Annotated in this window: 20 protein-coding genes and 1 other RNA gene; 15 read left to right on the top strand and 6 right to left on the bottom strand. The window is 59.1% G+C overall.

The genetic code is table 11. From position 1 onward, the window contains the following. Positions 1–48: 48 nt before the first annotated feature. Positions 49–504: a nucleoside deaminase gene (locus ATO10_RS14320; RefSeq protein WP_035252837.1), complete on the top strand. Its 456-nt coding sequence runs from the start codon at positions 49–51 to the stop codon at positions 502–504. A gap of 116 nt (positions 505–620) precedes the next feature. On the opposite strand, the gene ATO10_RS14315 is transcribed toward ATO10_RS14320, so the two are convergent. After that, positions 621–1,313 carry a metal-dependent hydrolase gene (locus ATO10_RS14315; protein WP_035252834.1) on the bottom strand — a complete coding sequence of 231 codons (693 nt, stop codon included), beginning with the start codon at positions 1,311–1,313 and terminating at the stop codon, positions 621–623. Between the two features lie 51 nt (positions 1,314–1,364). On the opposite strand from ATO10_RS14315, the gene ATO10_RS14310 reads away from it, so the two are divergent. From ATO10_RS14310 to rpmG, 7 genes are all read left to right on the top strand, one after another. Next, on the top strand, positions 1,365–2,027 hold the full coding sequence (locus tag ATO10_RS14310) for a ceramidase domain-containing protein (protein ID WP_035252831.1): 663 nt from the start codon (positions 1,365–1,367) through the stop codon (positions 2,025–2,027). 33 nt (positions 2,028–2,060) lie between these two features. Next, positions 2,061–2,348 carry an Asp-tRNA(Asn)/Glu-tRNA(Gln) amidotransferase subunit GatC gene (gene gatC / locus ATO10_RS14305; RefSeq protein WP_035252828.1) on the top strand — a complete coding sequence of 96 codons (288 nt, stop codon included), beginning with the start codon at positions 2,061–2,063 and terminating at the stop codon, positions 2,346–2,348. Beyond that, on the top strand, positions 2,348–3,829 hold the full coding sequence (gene gatA / locus ATO10_RS14300) for an Asp-tRNA(Asn)/Glu-tRNA(Gln) amidotransferase subunit GatA (protein WP_035252825.1): 1,482 nt from the start codon (positions 2,348–2,350) through the stop codon (positions 3,827–3,829). The genes gatC and gatA overlap by 1 nt, the downstream gene beginning before the upstream one ends. A 36-nt stretch (positions 3,830–3,865) precedes the next feature. Beyond that, positions 3,866–4,516 carry a hypothetical protein gene (locus tag ATO10_RS14295; protein ID WP_035252822.1) on the top strand — a complete coding sequence of 217 codons (651 nt, stop codon included), beginning with the start codon at positions 3,866–3,868 and terminating at the stop codon, positions 4,514–4,516. Further along, complete coding sequence (locus ATO10_RS14290; RefSeq protein ID WP_051598171.1) at positions 4,477–5,181, top strand: N-acetylmuramoyl-L-alanine amidase; 705 nt, start codon at positions 4,477–4,479, stop codon at positions 5,179–5,181. The genes ATO10_RS14295 and ATO10_RS14290 overlap by 40 nt, the downstream gene beginning before the upstream one ends. An 11-nt stretch (positions 5,182–5,192) precedes the next feature. Then, positions 5,193–5,580, top strand: an RNA gene (rnpB, locus tag ATO10_RS16095) — RNase P RNA component class A. 114 nt (positions 5,581–5,694) lie between these two features. Continuing rightward, positions 5,695–5,862, top strand: coding sequence for a 50S ribosomal protein L33 (rpmG, locus tag ATO10_RS14285; protein WP_035252819.1), 168 nt, complete (start codon positions 5,695–5,697; stop codon positions 5,860–5,862). A 194-nt stretch (positions 5,863–6,056) separates the two neighbouring features. Here the strand turns inward: rpmG and ATO10_RS14280 are convergent, their stop codons facing one another. Both ATO10_RS14280 and ATO10_RS14275 read right to left on the bottom strand, forming a co-directional pair. Further along, on the bottom strand, positions 6,057–6,779 hold the full coding sequence (locus tag ATO10_RS14280; RefSeq protein ID WP_035252816.1) for a Bax inhibitor-1/YccA family protein: 723 nt from the start codon (positions 6,777–6,779) through the stop codon (positions 6,057–6,059). Positions 6,780–6,916: 137 nt separating this feature from the next. Continuing rightward, complete coding sequence (locus ATO10_RS14275) at positions 6,917–7,135, bottom strand: DUF1127 domain-containing protein (protein ID WP_035252813.1); 219 nt, start codon at positions 7,133–7,135, stop codon at positions 6,917–6,919. Between the two features lie 124 nt (positions 7,136–7,259). Here ATO10_RS14275 and ATO10_RS14270 point away from each other — a divergent pair, with 124 nt between their 5' ends. After that, positions 7,260–8,144, top strand: a complete 885-nt coding sequence (locus tag ATO10_RS14270; RefSeq protein WP_035252810.1) for a LysR family transcriptional regulator — start codon at positions 7,260–7,262, stop codon at positions 8,142–8,144. Here ATO10_RS14270 and ATO10_RS14265 read toward each other — a convergent pair. Next, positions 8,122–9,093 (bottom strand): NADPH:quinone oxidoreductase family protein, encoded by a 972-nt coding sequence (locus tag ATO10_RS14265; RefSeq protein WP_035252807.1) that lies wholly within the window; start codon positions 9,091–9,093, stop codon positions 8,122–8,124. The two genes, ATO10_RS14270 and ATO10_RS14265, sit on opposite strands and share 23 nt — an antisense overlap. Positions 9,094–9,413: 320 nt before the next feature. On the opposite strand from ATO10_RS14265, the gene ATO10_RS14260 reads away from it, so the two are divergent. The 4 genes from ATO10_RS14260 (at position 9,414) to ATO10_RS14245 (ending at position 12,507) form a co-directional block, all read left to right on the top strand. Further along, positions 9,414–9,785, top strand: a complete 372-nt coding sequence (locus ATO10_RS14260; protein WP_035252804.1) for a helix-turn-helix domain-containing protein — start codon at positions 9,414–9,416, stop codon at positions 9,783–9,785. Between the two features lie 85 nt (positions 9,786–9,870). Further along, entirely contained in the window at positions 9,871–10,665 is a 795-nt protein-coding gene (locus ATO10_RS14255; protein WP_035252801.1) for an inositol monophosphatase family protein, read from the top strand. Positions 10,666–10,668: 3 nt separating this feature from the next. Next, positions 10,669–12,006: an 8-oxoguanine deaminase gene (locus tag ATO10_RS14250; RefSeq protein WP_035252798.1), complete on the top strand. Its 1,338-nt coding sequence runs from the start codon at positions 10,669–10,671 to the stop codon at positions 12,004–12,006. Between the two features lie 12 nt (positions 12,007–12,018). Continuing rightward, a complete protein-coding gene (locus tag ATO10_RS14245) occupies positions 12,019–12,507 on the top strand; it encodes a CAP domain-containing protein (RefSeq protein WP_051598170.1) in 489 nt (162 codons plus the stop codon). Positions 12,508–12,589: 82 nt separating this feature from the next. Here ATO10_RS14245 and guaD read toward each other — a convergent pair whose 3' ends face one another. Then, a complete protein-coding gene (guaD, locus tag ATO10_RS14240; RefSeq protein WP_035252795.1) occupies positions 12,590–13,876 on the bottom strand; it encodes a guanine deaminase in 1,287 nt (428 codons plus the stop codon). 108 nt (positions 13,877–13,984) lie between these two features. Here guaD and mgtE point away from each other — a divergent pair, with 108 nt between their 5' ends. Together mgtE and ATO10_RS14230 are read left to right on the top strand one after the other, a co-directional pair. Further along, positions 13,985–15,370 (top strand): magnesium transporter, encoded by a 1,386-nt coding sequence (gene mgtE / locus ATO10_RS14235; protein WP_035252792.1) that lies wholly within the window; start codon positions 13,985–13,987, stop codon positions 15,368–15,370. Positions 15,371–15,396: 26 nt separating this feature from the next. Next, entirely contained in the window at positions 15,397–15,918 is a 522-nt protein-coding gene (locus ATO10_RS14230) for a 5-formyltetrahydrofolate cyclo-ligase (protein ID WP_051598175.1), read from the top strand. Positions 15,919–16,170: 252 nt separating this feature from the next. Here the strand turns inward: ATO10_RS14230 and ATO10_RS14225 are convergent, their stop codons facing one another. Then, a complete protein-coding gene (locus ATO10_RS14225; protein ID WP_035252788.1) occupies positions 16,171–16,980 on the bottom strand; it encodes a hypothetical protein in 810 nt (269 codons plus the stop codon). Positions 16,981–17,245 lie beyond the last annotated feature (265 nt).

Genomic DNA, 17,245 nt, shown 5'->3' with positions numbered 1-17,245 from the left:
CAAGCGAAAGCGCCTTGCGCAAATGAACGTGCTGCGGCACACCAAGGCATGACCGGTTTCACCAGCCATATGGAACTTGCCCTGCAAGAGGCCCGCGCCGCCGCCGCGCGGGGCGAAGTGCCGGTGGGCGCCGTGGTGGTGTCGGCCGAAGGTCAAGTGCTGGCCAAGGCCGGCAACCGCACGCGGCAAGATCACGACCCCAGCGCCCATGCCGAAATGCTGGCGATCCGAGCCGCCTGTGCCCAGCTTGGGACCGAGCGCTTGCCGGGCTGTGACCTGTACGTAACGCTGGAACCTTGCCCAATGTGCGCCTCGGTGATCAGTCAAGCCCGCATCGCGCGGGTCTACTTCGGCGCGTCTGACCCTAAGTCAGGCGGGGTTTTGCACGGGCCGCGCATTTTCAGCCATCCGCAATCTCATCATGTACCCGAGGTGTATGATGGCATCGCCGCTGATGAGGCCGCGACATTGCTAAAGGACTTCTTCGCCACGAAGCGGGACTGAATTTCATGCCTGCGGCGCGGATATTTGAACCAAAGCAAACTCTGGATGCGTCACTTTCCATGCTTGCTTTGGGCGAAATATCCCGGGGGAGGCCCAAAGGGCCGGGGGCAGCGCCCCTAAAGCAAAATCGGGTCGAGCACCTCAGGTTCGATAACGTCGATGCCCGGTAGGGTGTCCTTCATCACCGAGGCATCCTGTTCGAGCAGCGGGAATGTGCGATAGTGACATGGGATCACGGTTTTAAAATTAAAGAACGTTTGCGCCGCATAGGAGGCGCGGCGCATATCCATGGTGAAATGTCCTCCTGCGCACAGGATGCCGATTTCGGGCTGATGCAGGTCCTGCATGATCTGCATATCCATGGTGACGTCTGTATCACCAGAAAAGTAGATCGTGCGCTGGTTGTGGCTGATCATGAATCCGGCTTCGGACCCGACGGCCACCGGTCCGTCTTGCCCGCGCAAGGTGGATGAATGCACTGCTTGCACCATGGTGACACGAACCTCGCCCAGCATTACTGAACCGCCTTTGTTGAAACCTATGCCTTGAATGCCTTCGGTGTCTTCCCACCATGCGATCAGATCAAAGATACCCACCAAGGGGATGTCCAATTCTTTGGCTAGGACCAGCGCGTCACCACAATGATCGCCATGGGCGTGGCTCAGAAGAATATGCGTCGCCCCTGCGATGGCCTCGGCACGCTTGTCGGTTGGGAACATCGGGTTGCCGGTCAGCCATGGGTCGACCAGTAGCACCTGATCGCCAATTTCAATACGAAAGCCGGAGTGGCCCAGCCATGTGATTTTCATGTCAGCCTCCTATATTTAGACCTACCCTAGCACTGCGAAAGGCCGTGTCACGTGAATTGGACACAGCAGATTGACGGATATTGCGAACGCTTAGAACCCGGGCTTTGGGCCGAGCCAATCAACGCCCTGACCAACGCGGCGTTTTTGGTCGCGGCTTGGGTTATGTGGCGCCGGGTGCGGGGGCAGGACTTACCATTGGCCATGGCGTTGGTGATCACGCTGGCGGCGATCGGGATCGGTTCGGCGCTGTTTCACACCTTCGCGACGCCTTGGGCCGCGGTACTGGATGTCGCGCCGATTGCGATATTCGTGCTGTTGTTCATCCTTGGCGCCAATCTGCATTTCTGGAACCTGTCATTATGGCCCGCGCTGGGCGTCACGGCACTGTTCTTTCCCTATGCGGTTCTGACCCTGCCGATCTTACAAAAGCTTGAATGGTTGGGCAGTTCCACCGGCTATGCGCCCATCCCTGTACTGATCGCTGCCTATGCTGTTGCGTTGGCGCGCCGAGCACCAACCACTGCCTGGAACCTAGGGATCGGCGCGGCGCTTTTGGTCGTATCGCTGACCTTTCGTACGGTCGATGAACCCCTGTGCGGAGCGTGGCCAATTGGCACCCACTTCGCCTGGCATTGCCTGAATGCGCTCATGCTGGGCTGGATGATCGAGCTTTACCGCCGTCACATGCTTGCAGGTCGCGCCGCGCGCGGCTAAACCCTCGGCTAACCCAGAGTTTCGGAGTGCCTCATGTCCATCGACATTGATACCGCGCGCCGCGTGGCCCATCTGGCCCGCATTGCCGTTGAAGAAGACGATCTGCCCGCGCTGGCAGGCGAGCTGTCGAACATCCTGACTTTCATGGAGCAGCTCAATGAAGTGGATGTCGAAGGCGTTGAGCCGATGACCAGTGTGACGCCGATGCGTTTGAAACGTCGCGAAGACGTGGTGACCGATGGCGATCAGGCCGAAAAGGTTCTGTCAAATGCGCCGGATGCGCGCGAAGGGTTCTTTGCTGTGCCGAAGGTGGTGGAATAATGTCTGATCTGTCGAAACTGACCATCGCCGCCGCCCGGGATGCGCTGCGCAAGGGCGACACCACCGCTGTCGAGCTGACCGAATCCTGCCTTTCGGAAATTGACGCTGCCGATGCGCTGGGCGCGTTTGTGCACAAAACGCCCGAGATCGCGCTGGAGCAGGCTAAAGCCGCTGACGCCCGCATCAAAGCAGGGGATGCGCCCGCCATGTGTGGCATCCCGCTGGGCATCAAGGATTTGTTTTGCACCAAGGGTGTCGCTTCGCAGGCCGCATCTGGCATCCTCGAAGGGTTCACGCCCGAATACGAATCCACCGTCAGCCAGAACCTGTTCGATAATGGCGCGGTGATGCTGGGTAAGCTGAACATGGACGAGTTCGCCATGGGCAGCTCGAATGAAACTTCGGTGTACGGCAACGCCGTGAACCCGTGGAAGGTGGATGATCGTCAACTGACCCCGGGCGGCAGCTCGGGCGGGTCGGCCTCGGCCGTAGCGGCCGATCTGTGTCTGGCGGCAACCGGCACCGACACTGGCGGCTCGATCCGTCAGCCCGCCGCCTTTACCGGCATCACCGGTCTGAAGCCGACTTATGGCCGCTGCTCGCGCTGGGGTGTGGTGGCCTTTGCCAGCTCGCTGGATCAGGCGGGCCCGATGACCAAGTCGGTGCGCGACGCCGCGATCATGCTGCAGGCCATGGCTGGACATGACCCCAAGGACAGCACCAGCGCCGATTTCCCGCTGCCCGATTTTGAGGCCGCGCTGACTGGTGACATCAAAGGCAAGAAGATCGGTATCCCAAAGGAATACCGCATGGACGGCATGCCCGCCGAGATCGAAAAGCTGTGGCAGGACGGCGCTGCCATGCTGCGCGATGCGGGGGCTGAGATTGTCGATATCACCCTGCCGCACACCAAATACGCGCTGCCTGCCTATTACGTGATTGCCCCGGCTGAGGCATCCAGCAACCTCGCCCGCTATGACGGTGTGCGCTATGGCCACCGCGCCAAGCTGGCCGCCGGTGACGGCATCGACCAGATGTATGAAAAGACCCGCGCCGAAGGCTTTGGCCCCGAGGTTCAGCGCCGCGTGATGATCGGCACCTATGTGCTGTCGGCGGGTTTCTATGACGCCTATTACAACCGTGCCCGCAAGGTGCGCGCGTTGATCAAGCGCGACTTTGACACCGTGTTCGCGGACGGCATTGATGCCATCCTGACCCCGGCCACCCCGTCGCCCGCGTTTGGCTTGGGTGAAATGACCGATGCTGACCCGGTTGAAATGTATCTGAACGACGTTTTCACCGTCACCGTGAACCTTGCGGGCCTGCCCGGCATTTCGGTTCCGGCTGGGATGAGCGCCGAGGGTTTGCCGCTTGGATTGCAGCTGATTGGCCGCCCGTGGGCCGAGGATGATCTGCTGAACACCGCCTATGCGCTTGAAAACGCAGCCGGGTTTGTTTCCAAGCCGGCGAAATGGTGGTAAAAGCGCTTGGAAAAGCGACCAGAGCAGGTTCTTCACATGCGTTTCGTATTGCCGATCATTGCCGCTGCCACGCTGGCAGCCTGTAGCCCTGACGTTCCCAACTCTGCCGCCGGGGTTGGGTTTGGCGACTATGATGACTATCAGCGCCAGCGCGAGGCCGAGCTGGCTGGCGCCGCGGCGCAGCCCGTAACCGTGCAGCCCCCCGTGGCTACGACACAGACCGCGGCAACGCAACCTGCGGACAACACCCCCGTCGTGCCAACCCAGCCTGCGCAGGTCGTGGTGAACACCAGCAATCCAAGTATTTCGGACGAGCAGGATTTTGGCGCAGTGGCGTCGCGCGAAAGTATCGAATCAGATGCCGCGCGTCTGGCTGCACAGCGCGAGCAATATCAGGTTGTTCAGCCCACAGCCGTTCCGACCCGCTCGGGATCAGGCGGCCCGAACATCGTGGAATTCGCGCTGGCCACCACCAACCTGCCGGGGCAAGCGATCTATAGCCGTAACCGCCTGCGTCTGTCGGATTACAACCGCAATTGCGTGCGCTATACATCGGGTGACAAGGCGCAAGAGGCCTTCTTGAAGGCCGGAGGTCCTGAAAAGGACAAGCTGAACCTGGACCCCGATGGCGATGGATTCGCCTGTGAATGGGACCCAACGCCATTTCGCAACGCCCTGAACCGTTGAACCTGACCCATCCGTCGCCCAACTTCGGCCCACGTCGCGATGGGCTGCGCCCCGAACTTATCGTGATCCATTACACCGCGATGCAAAGCGCCAAGGCGGCGCTTGAGCGTTTGTGTGACCCGGTGGCCGAGGTATCCGCGCATTACCTGATCGCTGAAGATGGCACGCTCTACAGCCTCGTCGCCGAGGATCAGCGCGCTTGGCATGCCGGTGCAGGGGGCTGGGGAGGGCGCGAAGATGTGAACTCGCGCTCCATTGGGATTGAGTTGGCCAATACCGGCGCGCATCCGTTCCCTGAGCCACAGATGGTGACGCTGGAGGCGTTGTTGCTCCAGATCATGACCCGCTGGGATATTGGCGCCCAAGGGGTCATTGGACACTCTGACATGGCACCAGAGCGCAAGTTTGACCCGGGCACACGGTTCGATTGGCAACGCCTTGCGCGACAGGGCCTGTCGGTTTGGCCCCAGCCGGGGCGGGCAGGGGACTTTGTCGCGGATGCCCGTCGCTTTGGCTATCCAGATGCGCCTGCCGAAGCCCTTCTTCAGGCCTTTCGCCAGCGCTTTCGCCCCTTTGCAAAAGGCGCGTTGGACGACACAGACCGCGCTTTGATGGGCGATCTGGCCACGCGCTTCCCCGTTGACCGGAACGCCGGGCTGACCTAAGTCAGGCGGGCACGGATGGCTGGGTGATCGCGGGGGCAACCTCGAGGAAAGTCCGGACTCCACAAGGCAAGGGTGCCGGGTAATGCCCGGCCGGGGCAACCCGAGGGAAAGCGCCACAGAGAAGAAACCGCCCTCGTGCATCGCGCTGCGATACGCTGGGGTAAGGCTGAAAAGGTGGGGTAAGAGCCCACCGCGGGTCTGGCAACAGAACCGGCACGGCAAGCCCCACCCGGAGCAATGCCAAATAGGAACCTCACGCGGGGGCGACCCCGCAGGGCGGCTTTGGCCCTGAAGGTTCGGGTTGGCAGCTAGAGCCTGTTGGCAACGACAGGCCCAGAGGAATGATCATCCAAGGGGGCAACCCCGGGACAGAATCCGGCTTACAGGCCATCCGTGCATGATTTCTTGGGGTTTTTGCTTGCTTGTGGTTGACTCGGGCGCGCGGGCGGGTAAAAGGCGGGCTTCATACAGATTTCACGGGCGTAACCCGCCCGCGCGACGGAGAAGAGAAACATGGCGAAGCCAGCTACAATTAAGATCCGCCTGAACTCGACCGCGGGCACCGGCCACTTCTATGTGACCAAGAAGAATGCCAAGACCATGACCGAGAAGATGGTTGTCAACAAATACGACCCGGTTGTGCGTAAGCACGTCGAGTACAAGGAAGGCAAGATCAAGTAAGATCACCTTTCAGGACTGTGAATGGGGCCACGCGATTGCGTGGCCTTTTTCGTTGGCGCTGTCAAAAGGCGCGCGCTGCGCGCGCGTCAGATGTCTCGGGGCCGATGGCCCCTCGGGTTGGTGCCTGTGGGCAGGGCAACGAAAAAGGGCCAGCGATGTGCCGGCCCTTTTCGGTTTGGATATGTGTCTTGTGCTTATTCGCGGTTGCCAAGGAACTGCAGCAGGAACATGAACAGGTTGATGAAGTCCAGGTACAGGCTGAGAGCGCCCATGATGGCGGACTTGCCCAGCCATTCCTGATCCATCGCATGTGCATGTGCCAGATAGTCGGTTTTGATCTTCTGTGTGTCATAGGCGGTCAGGCCAGCAAAGATCAGCACACCCAGGATTGAGATCGCGAATTGGATCGCGGGCGAACCCAGGAAGATGTTGACGATCGAGGCGATCAGGATGCCGATCACGCCCATAATCAGGAAGCTGCCCCAGCCCGAGATGTCTTTCTTGGTGGTGTAGCCCCACAGCGACAGCCCGGCAAAGGCGATCGAGGTGATCAGGAAGGTTTGCGCGATCGAGAAGCCGGTGTAGACGGCGAAGATATAGCTGATCGACAGGCCCATCAGTGCCGAGAAGGCATAGAAGAACAGCTGCGCGCCCGAAGCGGACAGGCGGTTGATCATTGCGCCAAAGGCGAAGACCATGATTAGCGGCGCGAACATCACCAGCCACTTCAGCGGTGTGCCAAAGACAGCGGCGACCATTGCGTCATTGGTGCCAACGGCCCAGGCAACCAGCGCGGTCAGCAGCAGGCCCACGGACATGGTGCCGTAGACTTTGTTCATATGCGCGCGCAGGCCTGCGTCAATCTGGGCGGTGTTTACACCTGCCTGACCCGCGCGGATCGTGTTGAATTCGGACATCAAATGCCTCCAGAGTTTCCCGAACTGGCGGCCAGATGGAATTCGGGCCGCACTTGCCCTGAAATATCGGCAAACACGGCCCGGTTTTCAAGTGGTGCTGCGTCGCATCTGGTTAAGATGCGGCGGAATTGCACGTTTTAACCGCGCCAGTTGCTGGGAACATCCCAAACAGGGCGCTTTGCTTCGGCCAGAACCTGATCGCGGGTCAGGCCCAGATCGTCCAGTTGGGCATCGCTCAGCTGTGCCAGTTCGTGGCGTTGTTTGCCCAGCATGAAAGCAGCACGCAGCGAGGTGAAGAATGAGCCCTGGCGCCCGTGCGCCCGGGCCGTGCCGAGATATTGGGTAAAGTGGGTCATCGTTTCAGCCTTTACGTTTTGGTGATGGGTTGGGTTTGTTTCATCAGTTCTGTTGATCTTATATGTGGAACCTGTATCATTCCTCAAACGAATGATTTTTATGTGATGCATCAGGAAACTTGATATGGCGCGAAATCTGGATATGACGGCCCTTAGGTCTTTTGTGGCGGTGGCAGACTCGGGGGGGGTGACCCGTGCAGCGGGCTTTTTGAATCTGACGCAATCTGCAGTGTCGATGCAGATCAAGAGATTGGAAGAAATGCTGGATACGCAGCTTTTTGATCGCAGCTCGCGCCAGATCACACTGACCACCGCCGGAGAGCAACTATTGGGCTATGCCCGGCGGATGTTGCAGCTGAATGACGAGATCTACGCCCGCCTGACCGCGCAGGAGTTTGAGGGCGACGTGGTGCTGGGCGTGCCCCATGACATCGTCTATCCGGCGATCCCACAGGTGCTTCGGATGTTCGCGGCTGAGTATCCGCGGGTAAAGGTGCACTTGTTGTCCTCTTTCACCAGCGAGCTGAAAGAGCAGTTCGCCAAGGGCGAGGTCGATGTGATTCTGACCACCGAGGATGATCCTGATGCGGGTGGTGAAACCTTGATCGAAGCGCCCTTGGTTTGGGTGGGTGCGCCCAATGGGCACGCGTGGAAATCGCGGCCCCTGCAGCTGGCCTATGAATACAAATGTCGCTTCCGGGTGCCGGTGCAGCGGGCGCTGGATGCGGCGGGACTCCCTTGGGAGATGGCGGTGGAAAGCTCCTCAAGCCGCACGATCGAGGCCACGGTGACCGCCGATCTTGCCGTCCACACAGTGATTGAGGGCGCCGAGCCCCCACATCTGGAAAGGATCCAGCATCACGGTGCATTGCCCGACTTGCCGCGCCTGAAGATCAACCTGTATCGGTCAGATGTGGGCAAGGGCGAGATCGTCGAGACCCTGACCCAATTGTTGCGCCAAGCCTATATCCAGCAGCAAGGTGCGCCTAGGCTGGCGAGTGCATCGTAACCACGACCTTGCCGGTGGAGCGGCGGGATTTAAGAAGCTCCAGCGCCTCGTCCGCACGTTCCAGCGGAAGTTCATGGCTGATGTGGGGCGTCAGACCGCCCTCGGCAAACCAGCTGAACAGTTGCGCCATGCTGTCGGTCAAAACTGACGGTTTAAACTTCATGTAGCCGCCCCAATACAGGCCAAGAACCGAAATATTTTTGACCAGCAAGTGGTTGGCCGGGATCTGCGGCACGTCTCCGCTGGCGTGGCCGATGGCTAAAATGCGCCCGTCGGGGTTGGTCGCGCGGAACGCGGCGCGAAACAGATCGCCGCCAACAGCGTCATAGACCACATCGGCACCGCCCAGGGCTTTGATCTGTTCACGCAAGTCATCGACCTCGGCATCAATACAGATATCGGCCCCCGCCTTGCGCGCGACGTCCAGTTTGGCCGCGCCGCGCGCCACGGCGATGACGCGCGCGCCCATGCGTTTGCCGATTTCTACTGCCGTAAGGCCAACACCCCCTGCCGCGCCCAGAACCAGAAGCGTCTCACCAGCCTGCAATCGCGCTTTATAGTCCAGCGCGACATGGCTGGTGCCATAAGCCACCTGAAAAGCGGCTGCTTCGGCGAAGCTCATATTTTCGGGCATGACAACGCAGCGATCCACCGGGAAGCAGCCATACTCTGCCAATCCACCCTGTCCGGCGAACACAGCCACATTTTTTCCCGTCAAAGACGAATCGGCTCCGGGCCCCACGGCCTCGATCGTGCCAGAAAGTTCCAGGCCAAGGGTGAAGGGCACAGCGGGCGTGTCCTGATATTTGCCCTTTATCATCAAAAGGTCGGCAAAATTCAGCCCACAGGCATGGATTTTTACCAAAACCTCTCCGGTTGCAGGGATTGGCGTGTCACACTGTGCCAGTCGGGGAGGTTGCCCGGTTTCAGTGACTTTATAAGCGCGCATTTCGACCTCGTGTAGGTTGTCGAGTGCGTTTGTAGTCTGTTCGCTTCCGAGATGCCAACCTGGGCGTTCGTGCAAAAGGCGCAAATTGCTGCGTAGTGATTTGCAAAATGCAATGCAAAATGAAAAACACGCCATAGGGGAATCTGTCGGGGGGAATGCACCCTGCTGGCTGGTCGGGTGCCTGGAGCGTGCAGACTGATGGGGGAAATATAATGTTAAATAATAGTAAACACTTAGTGGAAGTTTTCGGAAAAATATCACTAGAAGTGAAAAGTTGGCATAGAAATTGCTTATAACATGATGAAAGCAGGAGTACTTCTATGAAACATCCCGTTGACGTTCATGTCGGTAAACGCGTTCGCCATCGCCGTTGGATGGTGGGCATGACACAACAGCAGTTGGCAGAGCAGGTTGGAATCAAATTCCAGCAGATCCAGAAATACGAAACCGGAATGAACCGCATCAGCGCTTCGCGCTTGTGGGACATCGCGGATGCGCTGGATGTACCGGTCAGCTTCTTCTTTGAAGGGCTCAGCGGCAAGGTCGAGGCCGAAGGCGGCGCCGAGGGCCTGCCTGCGGATATTCTGTCGGACAAAGAGGCGCTGGAACTTGTGCGGTCTTATTACGCAATTCCGGAAAATCAGCGTCGCCGTCTGTTCGAACTCGCCCGTGTGCTCAGCGACGCAGCCTAAGCCCGCTTGACGCGCCGCCCAACTGCGGGTGATACCGCTGGTATGGCGGCGCGGGAACGGCCCGGCCCATTGCCGGGAGACATCCATGACCCCTGACTTGCGCGCGGAGTTGATAGAAACCGCGAACGCGCTGGCTGATGTGGCCCGGCGCGAAACGCTTGTGCATTTCCGCGGCGGCGCGCTGGGGGTCGAAAACAAACTGGATGGCGGGTTTGATCCGGTCACGGTGGCGGATCGCGCAGCAGAACGCGCAATGCGGGCCGTGTTGGCCGAACGCCGCCCTGATGACGCCATCCTTGGTGAAGAATACGGCGCACAGGCTGGCTCCAGCGGCCTGACCTGGGTGTTGGACCCCATCGACGGCACCCGCGCTTACCTGTCTGGCACGCCAACCTGGGGCGTGCTGATATCCGTTGCGGATGCATCAGGCCCTGTTCTGGGGGTGATTGACCAGCCCTTCATCGGTGAACGGTTCGTTGGCGGATTAGGACAGTCCAGCGTGACTGGGCCGATGGGCACGCGCGAATTGGGCACCTGTGCCCCGCGCCCGTTGGATCAGGCGATTATCTTTACCACCTTCCCCGAGGTTGGCTCGGAAACCGAAGGGCGCGCCTTTCAAGACGTCGCCGCGCGCTGCCAGCTGACCCGCTATGGGATAGATTGCTATGCCTATGCCCTCGTTGCTGCGGGCCAGATTGATCTGGTGGTCGAGGCTGGCCTGCAGGCCTATGACATTCAGGCCCCGATCGCGGTGATCGAGGCAGCCGGCGGCATGGTCACCAATTGGCAAGGCGGCCCCGCCCACGAAGGCGGGCGGGTTCTGGGTGCTGCAAACGCCGACATTCACGCCGCTGCGTTGGACATTCTGAAAAGGTACTGATCCATGGCCCACACCCTGATCCGCCGCGCTGAGACGCTCCTGACAATGGACGACAACCGGCGTGAACTGACCGGGGTAGATATCCGGTTGCGCGATGGGCAAGTGGTTGAGATTGGGCCAGATTTACCGTTAAACGGCGCCACACAAGTTTTGGCCGAAGGCTGCGTTGTCACCCCGGGCCTGATTAACACGCATCACCATCTGTACCAAACCCTGACCCGTGCGGTGCCCGGTGGCCAGGACGCGTTGCTGTTTGGTTGGCTGCAGACGCTTTATCCGATCTGGGCGCGGTTTGGGCCGGAAGAAATGCGGGTCTCGGCCTTGGTTGGTCTGGCGGAACTGGCGCTTTCGGGTTGCACACTGACCTCGGACCATCTGTATCTTTATCCCAACGGGTCAAAGCTTGAGGATACGATCCACGCCGCGACAGAGATCGGGATGCGGTTCCAACCCACACGCGGTGCGATGAGCATCGGCGAAAGCGATGGCGGCTTGCCGCCCGACAGCGTTGTGGAAGCCGAGGCCGATATTCTGGAAGACTGTATCCGTGTGGTCGATGCCTTCCATGACCCGTCTGAGGGCTCGATGGTGCGGGTCGGGCTGGCACCTTGTTCGCCGTTTTCGGTCAGCCGCGAGTTGATGCGCGATGCCGCCCTTTTGGCGCGCGACAAAGGGGTGATGCTGCATACCCATCTAGCCGAGAATGAGGAAGACATCGCCTATAGCCTAGAGAATTTCGGCTGCCGTCCGGGCCAATATGCGCAGGAATTGGGCTGGGTCGGGAGCGACGTATGGCATGCCCATTGCGTTAAGCTGGATGGTTCGGAAATTGAACTTTTCAGCCAAACAGGTACCGGTGTGGCCCATTGTCCGTGTTCGAATTGTAGACTCGGGTCCGGCATCGCCCCGGTGCGAAAAATGCGCGATGCGGGGGTGAACGTGGCATTGGGGGTGGACGGATCAGCCAGCAATGATGCGGGCAACCTGATCGCAGAGGCGCGTCAGGCAATGTTGCTGCAACGGGTGGCCAATGGCGCTGATGCGATGAGCGCACGTGAGGCGCTGGAGATCGCAACGCGCGGCGGGGCGCAGGTGTTGGGGCGCGATGATTGCGGCCAGATCGCCGTGGGCAAGCGCGCCGACATCGCCATTTGGGATGTGCGCGGCGTGGAAAGCGCGGGCAGCTGGGACAAGGCGGCGCTGCTGCTGGCGGGGCCGACCACTGTGCGCGACCTGTTTGTCGAGGGGCGACAGATTGTGCGCGACGGGCATTTGACCTCGATTGATCTTCATACGGTGGTTCAGCACCAGCAACGGCTGGCGACAAATCTTATGTCCTGAGGAGGCAGGAAAATGCTGCGTAAGGTGTTGATTATAAGCAGTATTGCGGCAATTTCCGCGTGCGATGAATCGCCGCCCGTAGCGACATCAACAGCCCCTTTGATCTTTGAAAACCAGAACGCGGACCGGGCTTTGATTGATGACTTTGACGCGGTTCTGAATGCCGAACGTCGCGCCCGGGGCCTGCCCAACCTGCAAGAGGCACCGGCACTGATGATCGCGGCGGATCGTCATGCGCGTGACATGGCCTCTAGGGGCTACTTTTCGCATCAAAGCCCAGAGGGGCGCTCCCACGCTGACCGCATCACGATGGCCGGTTATTGCCGTGCGGCGACGGCCGAAAACATTGCGCGGGGCCAAATGTCAGAACGCGAAGTGATGGCGGGCTGGATGGGCTCTGCAGGTCATCGAAAGAATATGCTGAACAGCGATTACCGCTTTTATGGGTTTGCCGAGGCAGGGGGCTTTTGGGTTTTGACCTTGGCCAGCGACTGCGTCTAGCGGGGCTTGCCGAATTGGGCTGAAACCAGCGTACACAACCCATGCACATCTGATGCACATCCGATGCATACGCGATCTGGGTTCAATTTTGCGGTTTGCCGCCCACCCAGACCTGCGCAATGGCGCGGTCGTCGCCCATCATGATGGTGGGAAAGAGGGACTCCCAGACATCATTTGCCTGCGCGGCGCGTTGGGCGATGCCGGGGGTAGAGGTCAGGTTGAGCGCGATCAGGTCGGCCTCCATCCCGATCTCAAGGTTGCCGATTTTATCGCCCAACAAGAGTGACTGCGCAGACCCGGCTGTGGCCAACCAGTAGAGCTGCGCGGGGTGTAGCGGCGTGCCGCGCAGTTGTCCGATCTCGTACGCGGCGGCCATGGTGCGCAGCATGGAAAAGGACGACCCACCGCCGGTGTCCGTGGCCAGTCCGACGCGCTGGCCGGCGGCCATCAGTCCGGCCATGTCAAACAGGCCCGAGCCGATGAAAGTGTTGGAGGTGGGGCAGTGGATCAGGCTGGCGCCGACCTCAAGCAACCGGGCCTTTTCGCGGTCTTCCAGATGAATCGCGTGGCCGTACAGCCCGCCTTTGCCCAGCAGGCCGAACTGTTCATAGGTGTCCAGATAGTCGCGCGCGTCCGGATAGAGCGATTTGACCCATTCGATTTCGTCCAACTGTTCCGACAGATGGGTTTGCATCAGGCAATCGGGGTGTTCGGCCCAGAGCGCACCAAGCGCGGTCAACTGATCCGGCGTGGACGTGGGCGAAAAGCGTGGGGTGATGACATAGGACAGGCGATCCTGCCCGTGCCATTTTTCCAGCAACATCTTGCTGTCGTCATAGGCAGACTGCGCGGTGTCGCGCAGGCCGTCGGGCGCCGTGTCGCGGTCCATGCAGGTTTTCCCCCCCAGGGCGCGCATGCCGCGTGCCTGTGCTGCGGTGAAGTAGGCATCGACCGACTCGGGGTGGATGGTGCAGTAAGAGCAGACGCTTGTAGTGCCGTTGGCCAGCAGCAGGTCGAAATACTCCCCAGCCACCGCATCGGCATAGACGCGATCAGCAAAGCGCATTTCCTGCGGGAACGTATAGCTGTTGAGCCAATCAATCAGCCGTTTGCCCCAACTGGCGATGATGGGGGTCTGCGGGTAATGCGCGTGGGCATCGACAAACCCGGCGGTGATCAGGTGCCCGCCCATGTCGGTGACAGCGGCCTGTGGGTGGCGCGCGCGCAGGGTATCGGCGCTGCCCAGATCGGTGATGATGCCGTTTTCCACCACGACGCCGCCATGACTGTCATAGCGGGCAGCCTCTGGCCCTGCATCGAAAGGGTTGGCGGAAAAGCTGAGGGTCTGGCCAAGGATCAGGTCTGTCATGGCCCCACGCTAAGCCGCACGATGCTGCGCTGCAATAAGCGAGTTTTGCATCTGTTGCTTTGCGACCTGCTTCGCTAAGGTTTGGGCAAAGCACCAAGGGGCAGGCCAATGAGCGAGCACATCGCAGAACCGCAGGAGATCGAAGTCGATCCTTACGCGCTGGCCGATACCTTGGTTGCGGCGGTGCGGCTGGCGGTGGCAGCGGGGGATCGGACGCGGCTTGCAGAGCTTCTTGACCCGCTGCACGCGGCTGATGTGGCTGACCTTCTGGAGCAGGTCGACAGCGGCCAGCGGCGTGAAATTCTGCTGCTGGGTGTCGGGCATATTGACGGTGATGTGCTGTCAGAGCTGGACGAGTCGATCCGCGAGGATGTGATCGAGTTTCTGCCGGACGAACACATCTCAGAAGCGGTCCGCGATCTGGAAACCGACGATGTGGTCGATCTGGTCGAGGATCTGGAAGAGCCGCAACAGGCCGCCATTCTGGATGCTTTGGCCGACGCGGACCGGGTCGCGGTGGAACAGGCGCTGAGCTATCCGGAAACCTCGGCCGGGCGTTTGATGCAGCGCGAAGTGGTGGTGGCGCCGGAACATTGGAGTGTCGGCGAGACCATCGACTATCTGCGCAATCACAAGAAAGAGCTGCCCGAACAGTTTTACCATATCATTCTGGTCGACCCGAAGATGCGGCCGGTGGGCTATGTGACGCTGGGCAAGATGCTGGCGACCAGCCGCAAGGTGCCGATGGCGGAGGTGCTGGAGGACAGTTTCCGCCCCATCCCGGTGACGCAGGACGAATCCGAGGTTGCCTATGCGTTCAACCAGTATCACCTGATCTCGGCCCCTGTGGTCGACGAGGATGGCCGGTTGGTTGGGGTGATCACCATTGATGACGCCATGGCCGTGTTGGACGAAGAACACGAGGAAGACATCCTGCGTCTGGCCGGGGTGGGCGAGGGCAGCCTGTCGGATCGTGTGATCGAGACCACCAAGCGCCGTTTCCCGTGGTTGTTCGTGAACCTGATCACGGCGATTTTGGCGTCACTGGTGATTGCACAGTTTGAAGCCACCATTGCGCAATTCGTGGCCTTGGCGGTGTTGATGCCGATTGTTGCGTCAATGGGCGGCAACGCGGGCACGCAGAGCCTGACGGTCGCGGTGCGCTCGATCGCGACCAAAGACCTTACGGCGTCGAACATGTGGCGGGTGGTTCGACGTGAGGCTTTGGTGGGCTTGGTCAATGGGATGATCTTTGCGGTGGTCATGGGCATCGTGGGTGTGGTTTGGTTTGGCACACCGATGCTGGGCGTGGTGATTGGCGTGGCGATGGTGGTCAATCTGGTGGTTGCCGGGCTGGCGGGCACCTTGGTGCCGCTGATCCTTGAGAAACTGAATGTTGACCCGGCGCTGGCGTCGGGGGCCTTTGTCACCACGATTACAGATGTCGTTGGTTTCTTTGTATTTTTGGCGCTGGCAGCGGCTGTTCTTCTGTGAACGATGTTGCCCAACAAAAGGCGCAAATGCGCAAGGATGCCGCCAAAAACCGGGCCGCGCTTTGCACAGATGCAGCTGTGCGGGCGGCTAATTCCTATCTTGAACGTGCCCTGGCGCCGCATAAAGGCAAGACTGTCGCAGGCTATATGCCGATGCGTTCAGAGCTGTCTCCTTTACCCGCCCTGACAGAGTTTGCCGCGCATAGTGTGGTGGCGATGCCGGTGGTCGAGGGGAAGGGCATGCCGCTTGTCTTTCGCATCTGGACGCCGGGGGGGGCACTGGAAGAAGGTGCCTATGGCGCGATGATCCCTGCCGACACACAGCCCGCCACCCCTGCGGTGCTGATCGTGCCGATGCTGGCCTATGACGGGCGCGGTTTCAGGCTGGGTTATGGCGGCGGGTATTATGACCGCACCATTGCGGCACTTGCGCCGGTGACCATTGGGCTGGCCTTCGCGGGCCAAGAGGTGCCTGAAGTGCCGACAAATGCCTATGATATGCGCCTTGATATGATCGTGACCGAACAGGGTGTAACCCACAACGCCTAGGCCATGATCTATGCCCAAGGCCAGTTTCAACGACCGCTGTGCGGACAACGTGTTCTTTCACCGTGAGTGCGCCAATGCCGGCTTTCGATTGCGGAAGGCGAAAATGGTCTGTGCAGCTCGGCTGTATATCCGCGGCCATACCCGACACCAACTGATAATATGCGGCAGTGACGCGCAACAATTTCTGTTATGCTACAGAGATTGCTCTAAGGAGCGAAATTAAGAAGGTCGATTGGGGTACATGTTTTACGGTTAAGGTCGTTTGGATTTATCGTATAGCTTGGTAAGAACCATGGAGAAAATTGCCCCTAAAATACTTGCAGAGAGCAAGAAAAGAAAATCTTGGATATATCGCAACCGATCATCAGAAAAATAGATATCGATAAATTGGCGATTTATCTGCTCACGTTCTCCCCAAACATATATCCTTCGGTATTCACTAAGGTATACATTATCGGGGAGCGGCAATAGCTCATCTGGGCTGAAGCCTCTAGCTAACCCTACCTCAACTGGAAGGGTTGCGCGTGAATTGCTCGGATGCTGAAAAAGTGAAGTTTCGAGAGAGAGGCGTCTCTGCGATAAGGAGGTGCGAACACTGGTATCTTGGATCAGTAATCTCAAGCAGAAAACAACCATAGCTTCGTCGTGCAATGAGATATCTAATTCAACGTCGTGATCGTTCACAACTTGAAGCGGTATGCGGTCGTTTGGTACACCAACCTGTGAGCAGCCCCCTCCAGAAATATTGGAGTCTTCTCTTAGAACTATGGCGTATCCACTTGTGTCGGGAAGTGCTGTATCTTCAGGTCCGGAAAGATCAATCTCATAGCACTTTATGGGCTCTCCCCAAACTTCATTTGATATTTCAATCATCAAATCACCTTCCCGAACCGAAGGCTCAAATTGTATCCGGGGTTGTTCTCCATCTTCACAAAAGACCGTGACCGCCAAGTGAAGGTTTTCTTCTCTTTCTGTGCTTTCGAAGAAAGTGATCGATAAGAATGCAAAGAGCACCGCAAGCAAAACCGCAGCTGAGAAAACGATAAAGTAGACACTGCGCAAATAGAACCCTCCTATAGAAACGCGCTCGGGTCACACAATAACGCACCGTCCTTCGGACGCGAGTGAAATCCGACTTGTTTTCCCTGCCTTACTCAACAGTGCTCTCTCTTGATGGATGTCTATGCGCGAATACGGCTTCTTTTTGTTATTTTTTTGGTGTCGACACCAAGAGCGGACATTGGTGCACGGCGCAGCGTAGATCACTTTGGGCTTATTCTGTTGAAAAACTCACCCTTGATCGAGGCCGAAGTCACTGATTCAATTT

Source organism: Actibacterium atlanticum (genome assembly GCF_000671395.1).
GTDB lineage: Bacteria > Pseudomonadota > Alphaproteobacteria > Rhodobacterales > Rhodobacteraceae > Actibacterium_D > Actibacterium_D atlanticum.
The sequence above is the reverse complement of the archived record's forward strand: the minus strand, read 5'-3'. Positions and strand labels throughout refer to the sequence as shown.

What these genes read in the sequence shown, in the direction of transcription:
- ATO10_RS14320 (WP_035252837.1), top strand. Translation starts at nt 49, where the DNA reads ATGACCGGTTTCACCAGCCATATGGAACTTGCCCTGCAAGAGGCCCGC.
- ATO10_RS14315 (WP_035252834.1), bottom strand. Translation starts at nt 1,313, where the DNA reads ATGAAAATCACATGGCTGGGCCACTCCGGCTTTCGTATTGAAATTGGC.
- gatC (WP_035252828.1), top strand. Translation starts at nt 2,061, where the DNA reads ATGTCCATCGACATTGATACCGCGCGCCGCGTGGCCCATCTGGCCCGC.
- gatA (WP_035252825.1), top strand. Translation starts at nt 2,348, where the DNA reads ATGTCTGATCTGTCGAAACTGACCATCGCCGCCGCCCGGGATGCGCTG.
- ATO10_RS14295 (WP_035252822.1), top strand. Translation starts at nt 3,866, where the DNA reads ATGCGTTTCGTATTGCCGATCATTGCCGCTGCCACGCTGGCAGCCTGT.
- ATO10_RS14290 (WP_051598171.1), top strand. Translation starts at nt 4,477, where the DNA reads ATGGGACCCAACGCCATTTCGCAACGCCCTGAACCGTTGAACCTGACC.
- rpmG (WP_035252819.1), top strand. Translation starts at nt 5,695, where the DNA reads ATGGCGAAGCCAGCTACAATTAAGATCCGCCTGAACTCGACCGCGGGC.
- ATO10_RS14280 (WP_035252816.1), bottom strand. Translation starts at nt 6,779, where the DNA reads ATGTCCGAATTCAACACGATCCGCGCGGGTCAGGCAGGTGTAAACACC.
- ATO10_RS14275 (WP_035252813.1), bottom strand. Translation starts at nt 7,135, where the DNA reads ATGACCCACTTTACCCAATATCTCGGCACGGCCCGGGCGCACGGGCGC.
- ATO10_RS14270 (WP_035252810.1), top strand. Translation starts at nt 7,260, where the DNA reads ATGGCGCGAAATCTGGATATGACGGCCCTTAGGTCTTTTGTGGCGGTG.
- ATO10_RS14265 (WP_035252807.1), bottom strand. Translation starts at nt 9,093, where the DNA reads ATGCGCGCTTATAAAGTCACTGAAACCGGGCAACCTCCCCGACTGGCA.
- ATO10_RS14260 (WP_035252804.1), top strand. Translation starts at nt 9,414, where the DNA reads ATGAAACATCCCGTTGACGTTCATGTCGGTAAACGCGTTCGCCATCGC.
- ATO10_RS14255 (WP_035252801.1), top strand. Translation starts at nt 9,871, where the DNA reads ATGACCCCTGACTTGCGCGCGGAGTTGATAGAAACCGCGAACGCGCTG.
- ATO10_RS14250 (WP_035252798.1), top strand. Translation starts at nt 10,669, where the DNA reads ATGGCCCACACCCTGATCCGCCGCGCTGAGACGCTCCTGACAATGGAC.
- ATO10_RS14245 (WP_051598170.1), top strand. Translation starts at nt 12,019, where the DNA reads ATGCTGCGTAAGGTGTTGATTATAAGCAGTATTGCGGCAATTTCCGCG.
- guaD (WP_035252795.1), bottom strand. Translation starts at nt 13,876, where the DNA reads ATGACAGACCTGATCCTTGGCCAGACCCTCAGCTTTTCCGCCAACCCT.
- mgtE (WP_035252792.1), top strand. Translation starts at nt 13,985, where the DNA reads ATGAGCGAGCACATCGCAGAACCGCAGGAGATCGAAGTCGATCCTTAC.
- ATO10_RS14230 (WP_051598175.1), top strand. Translation starts at nt 15,397, where the DNA reads ATGCGCAAGGATGCCGCCAAAAACCGGGCCGCGCTTTGCACAGATGCA.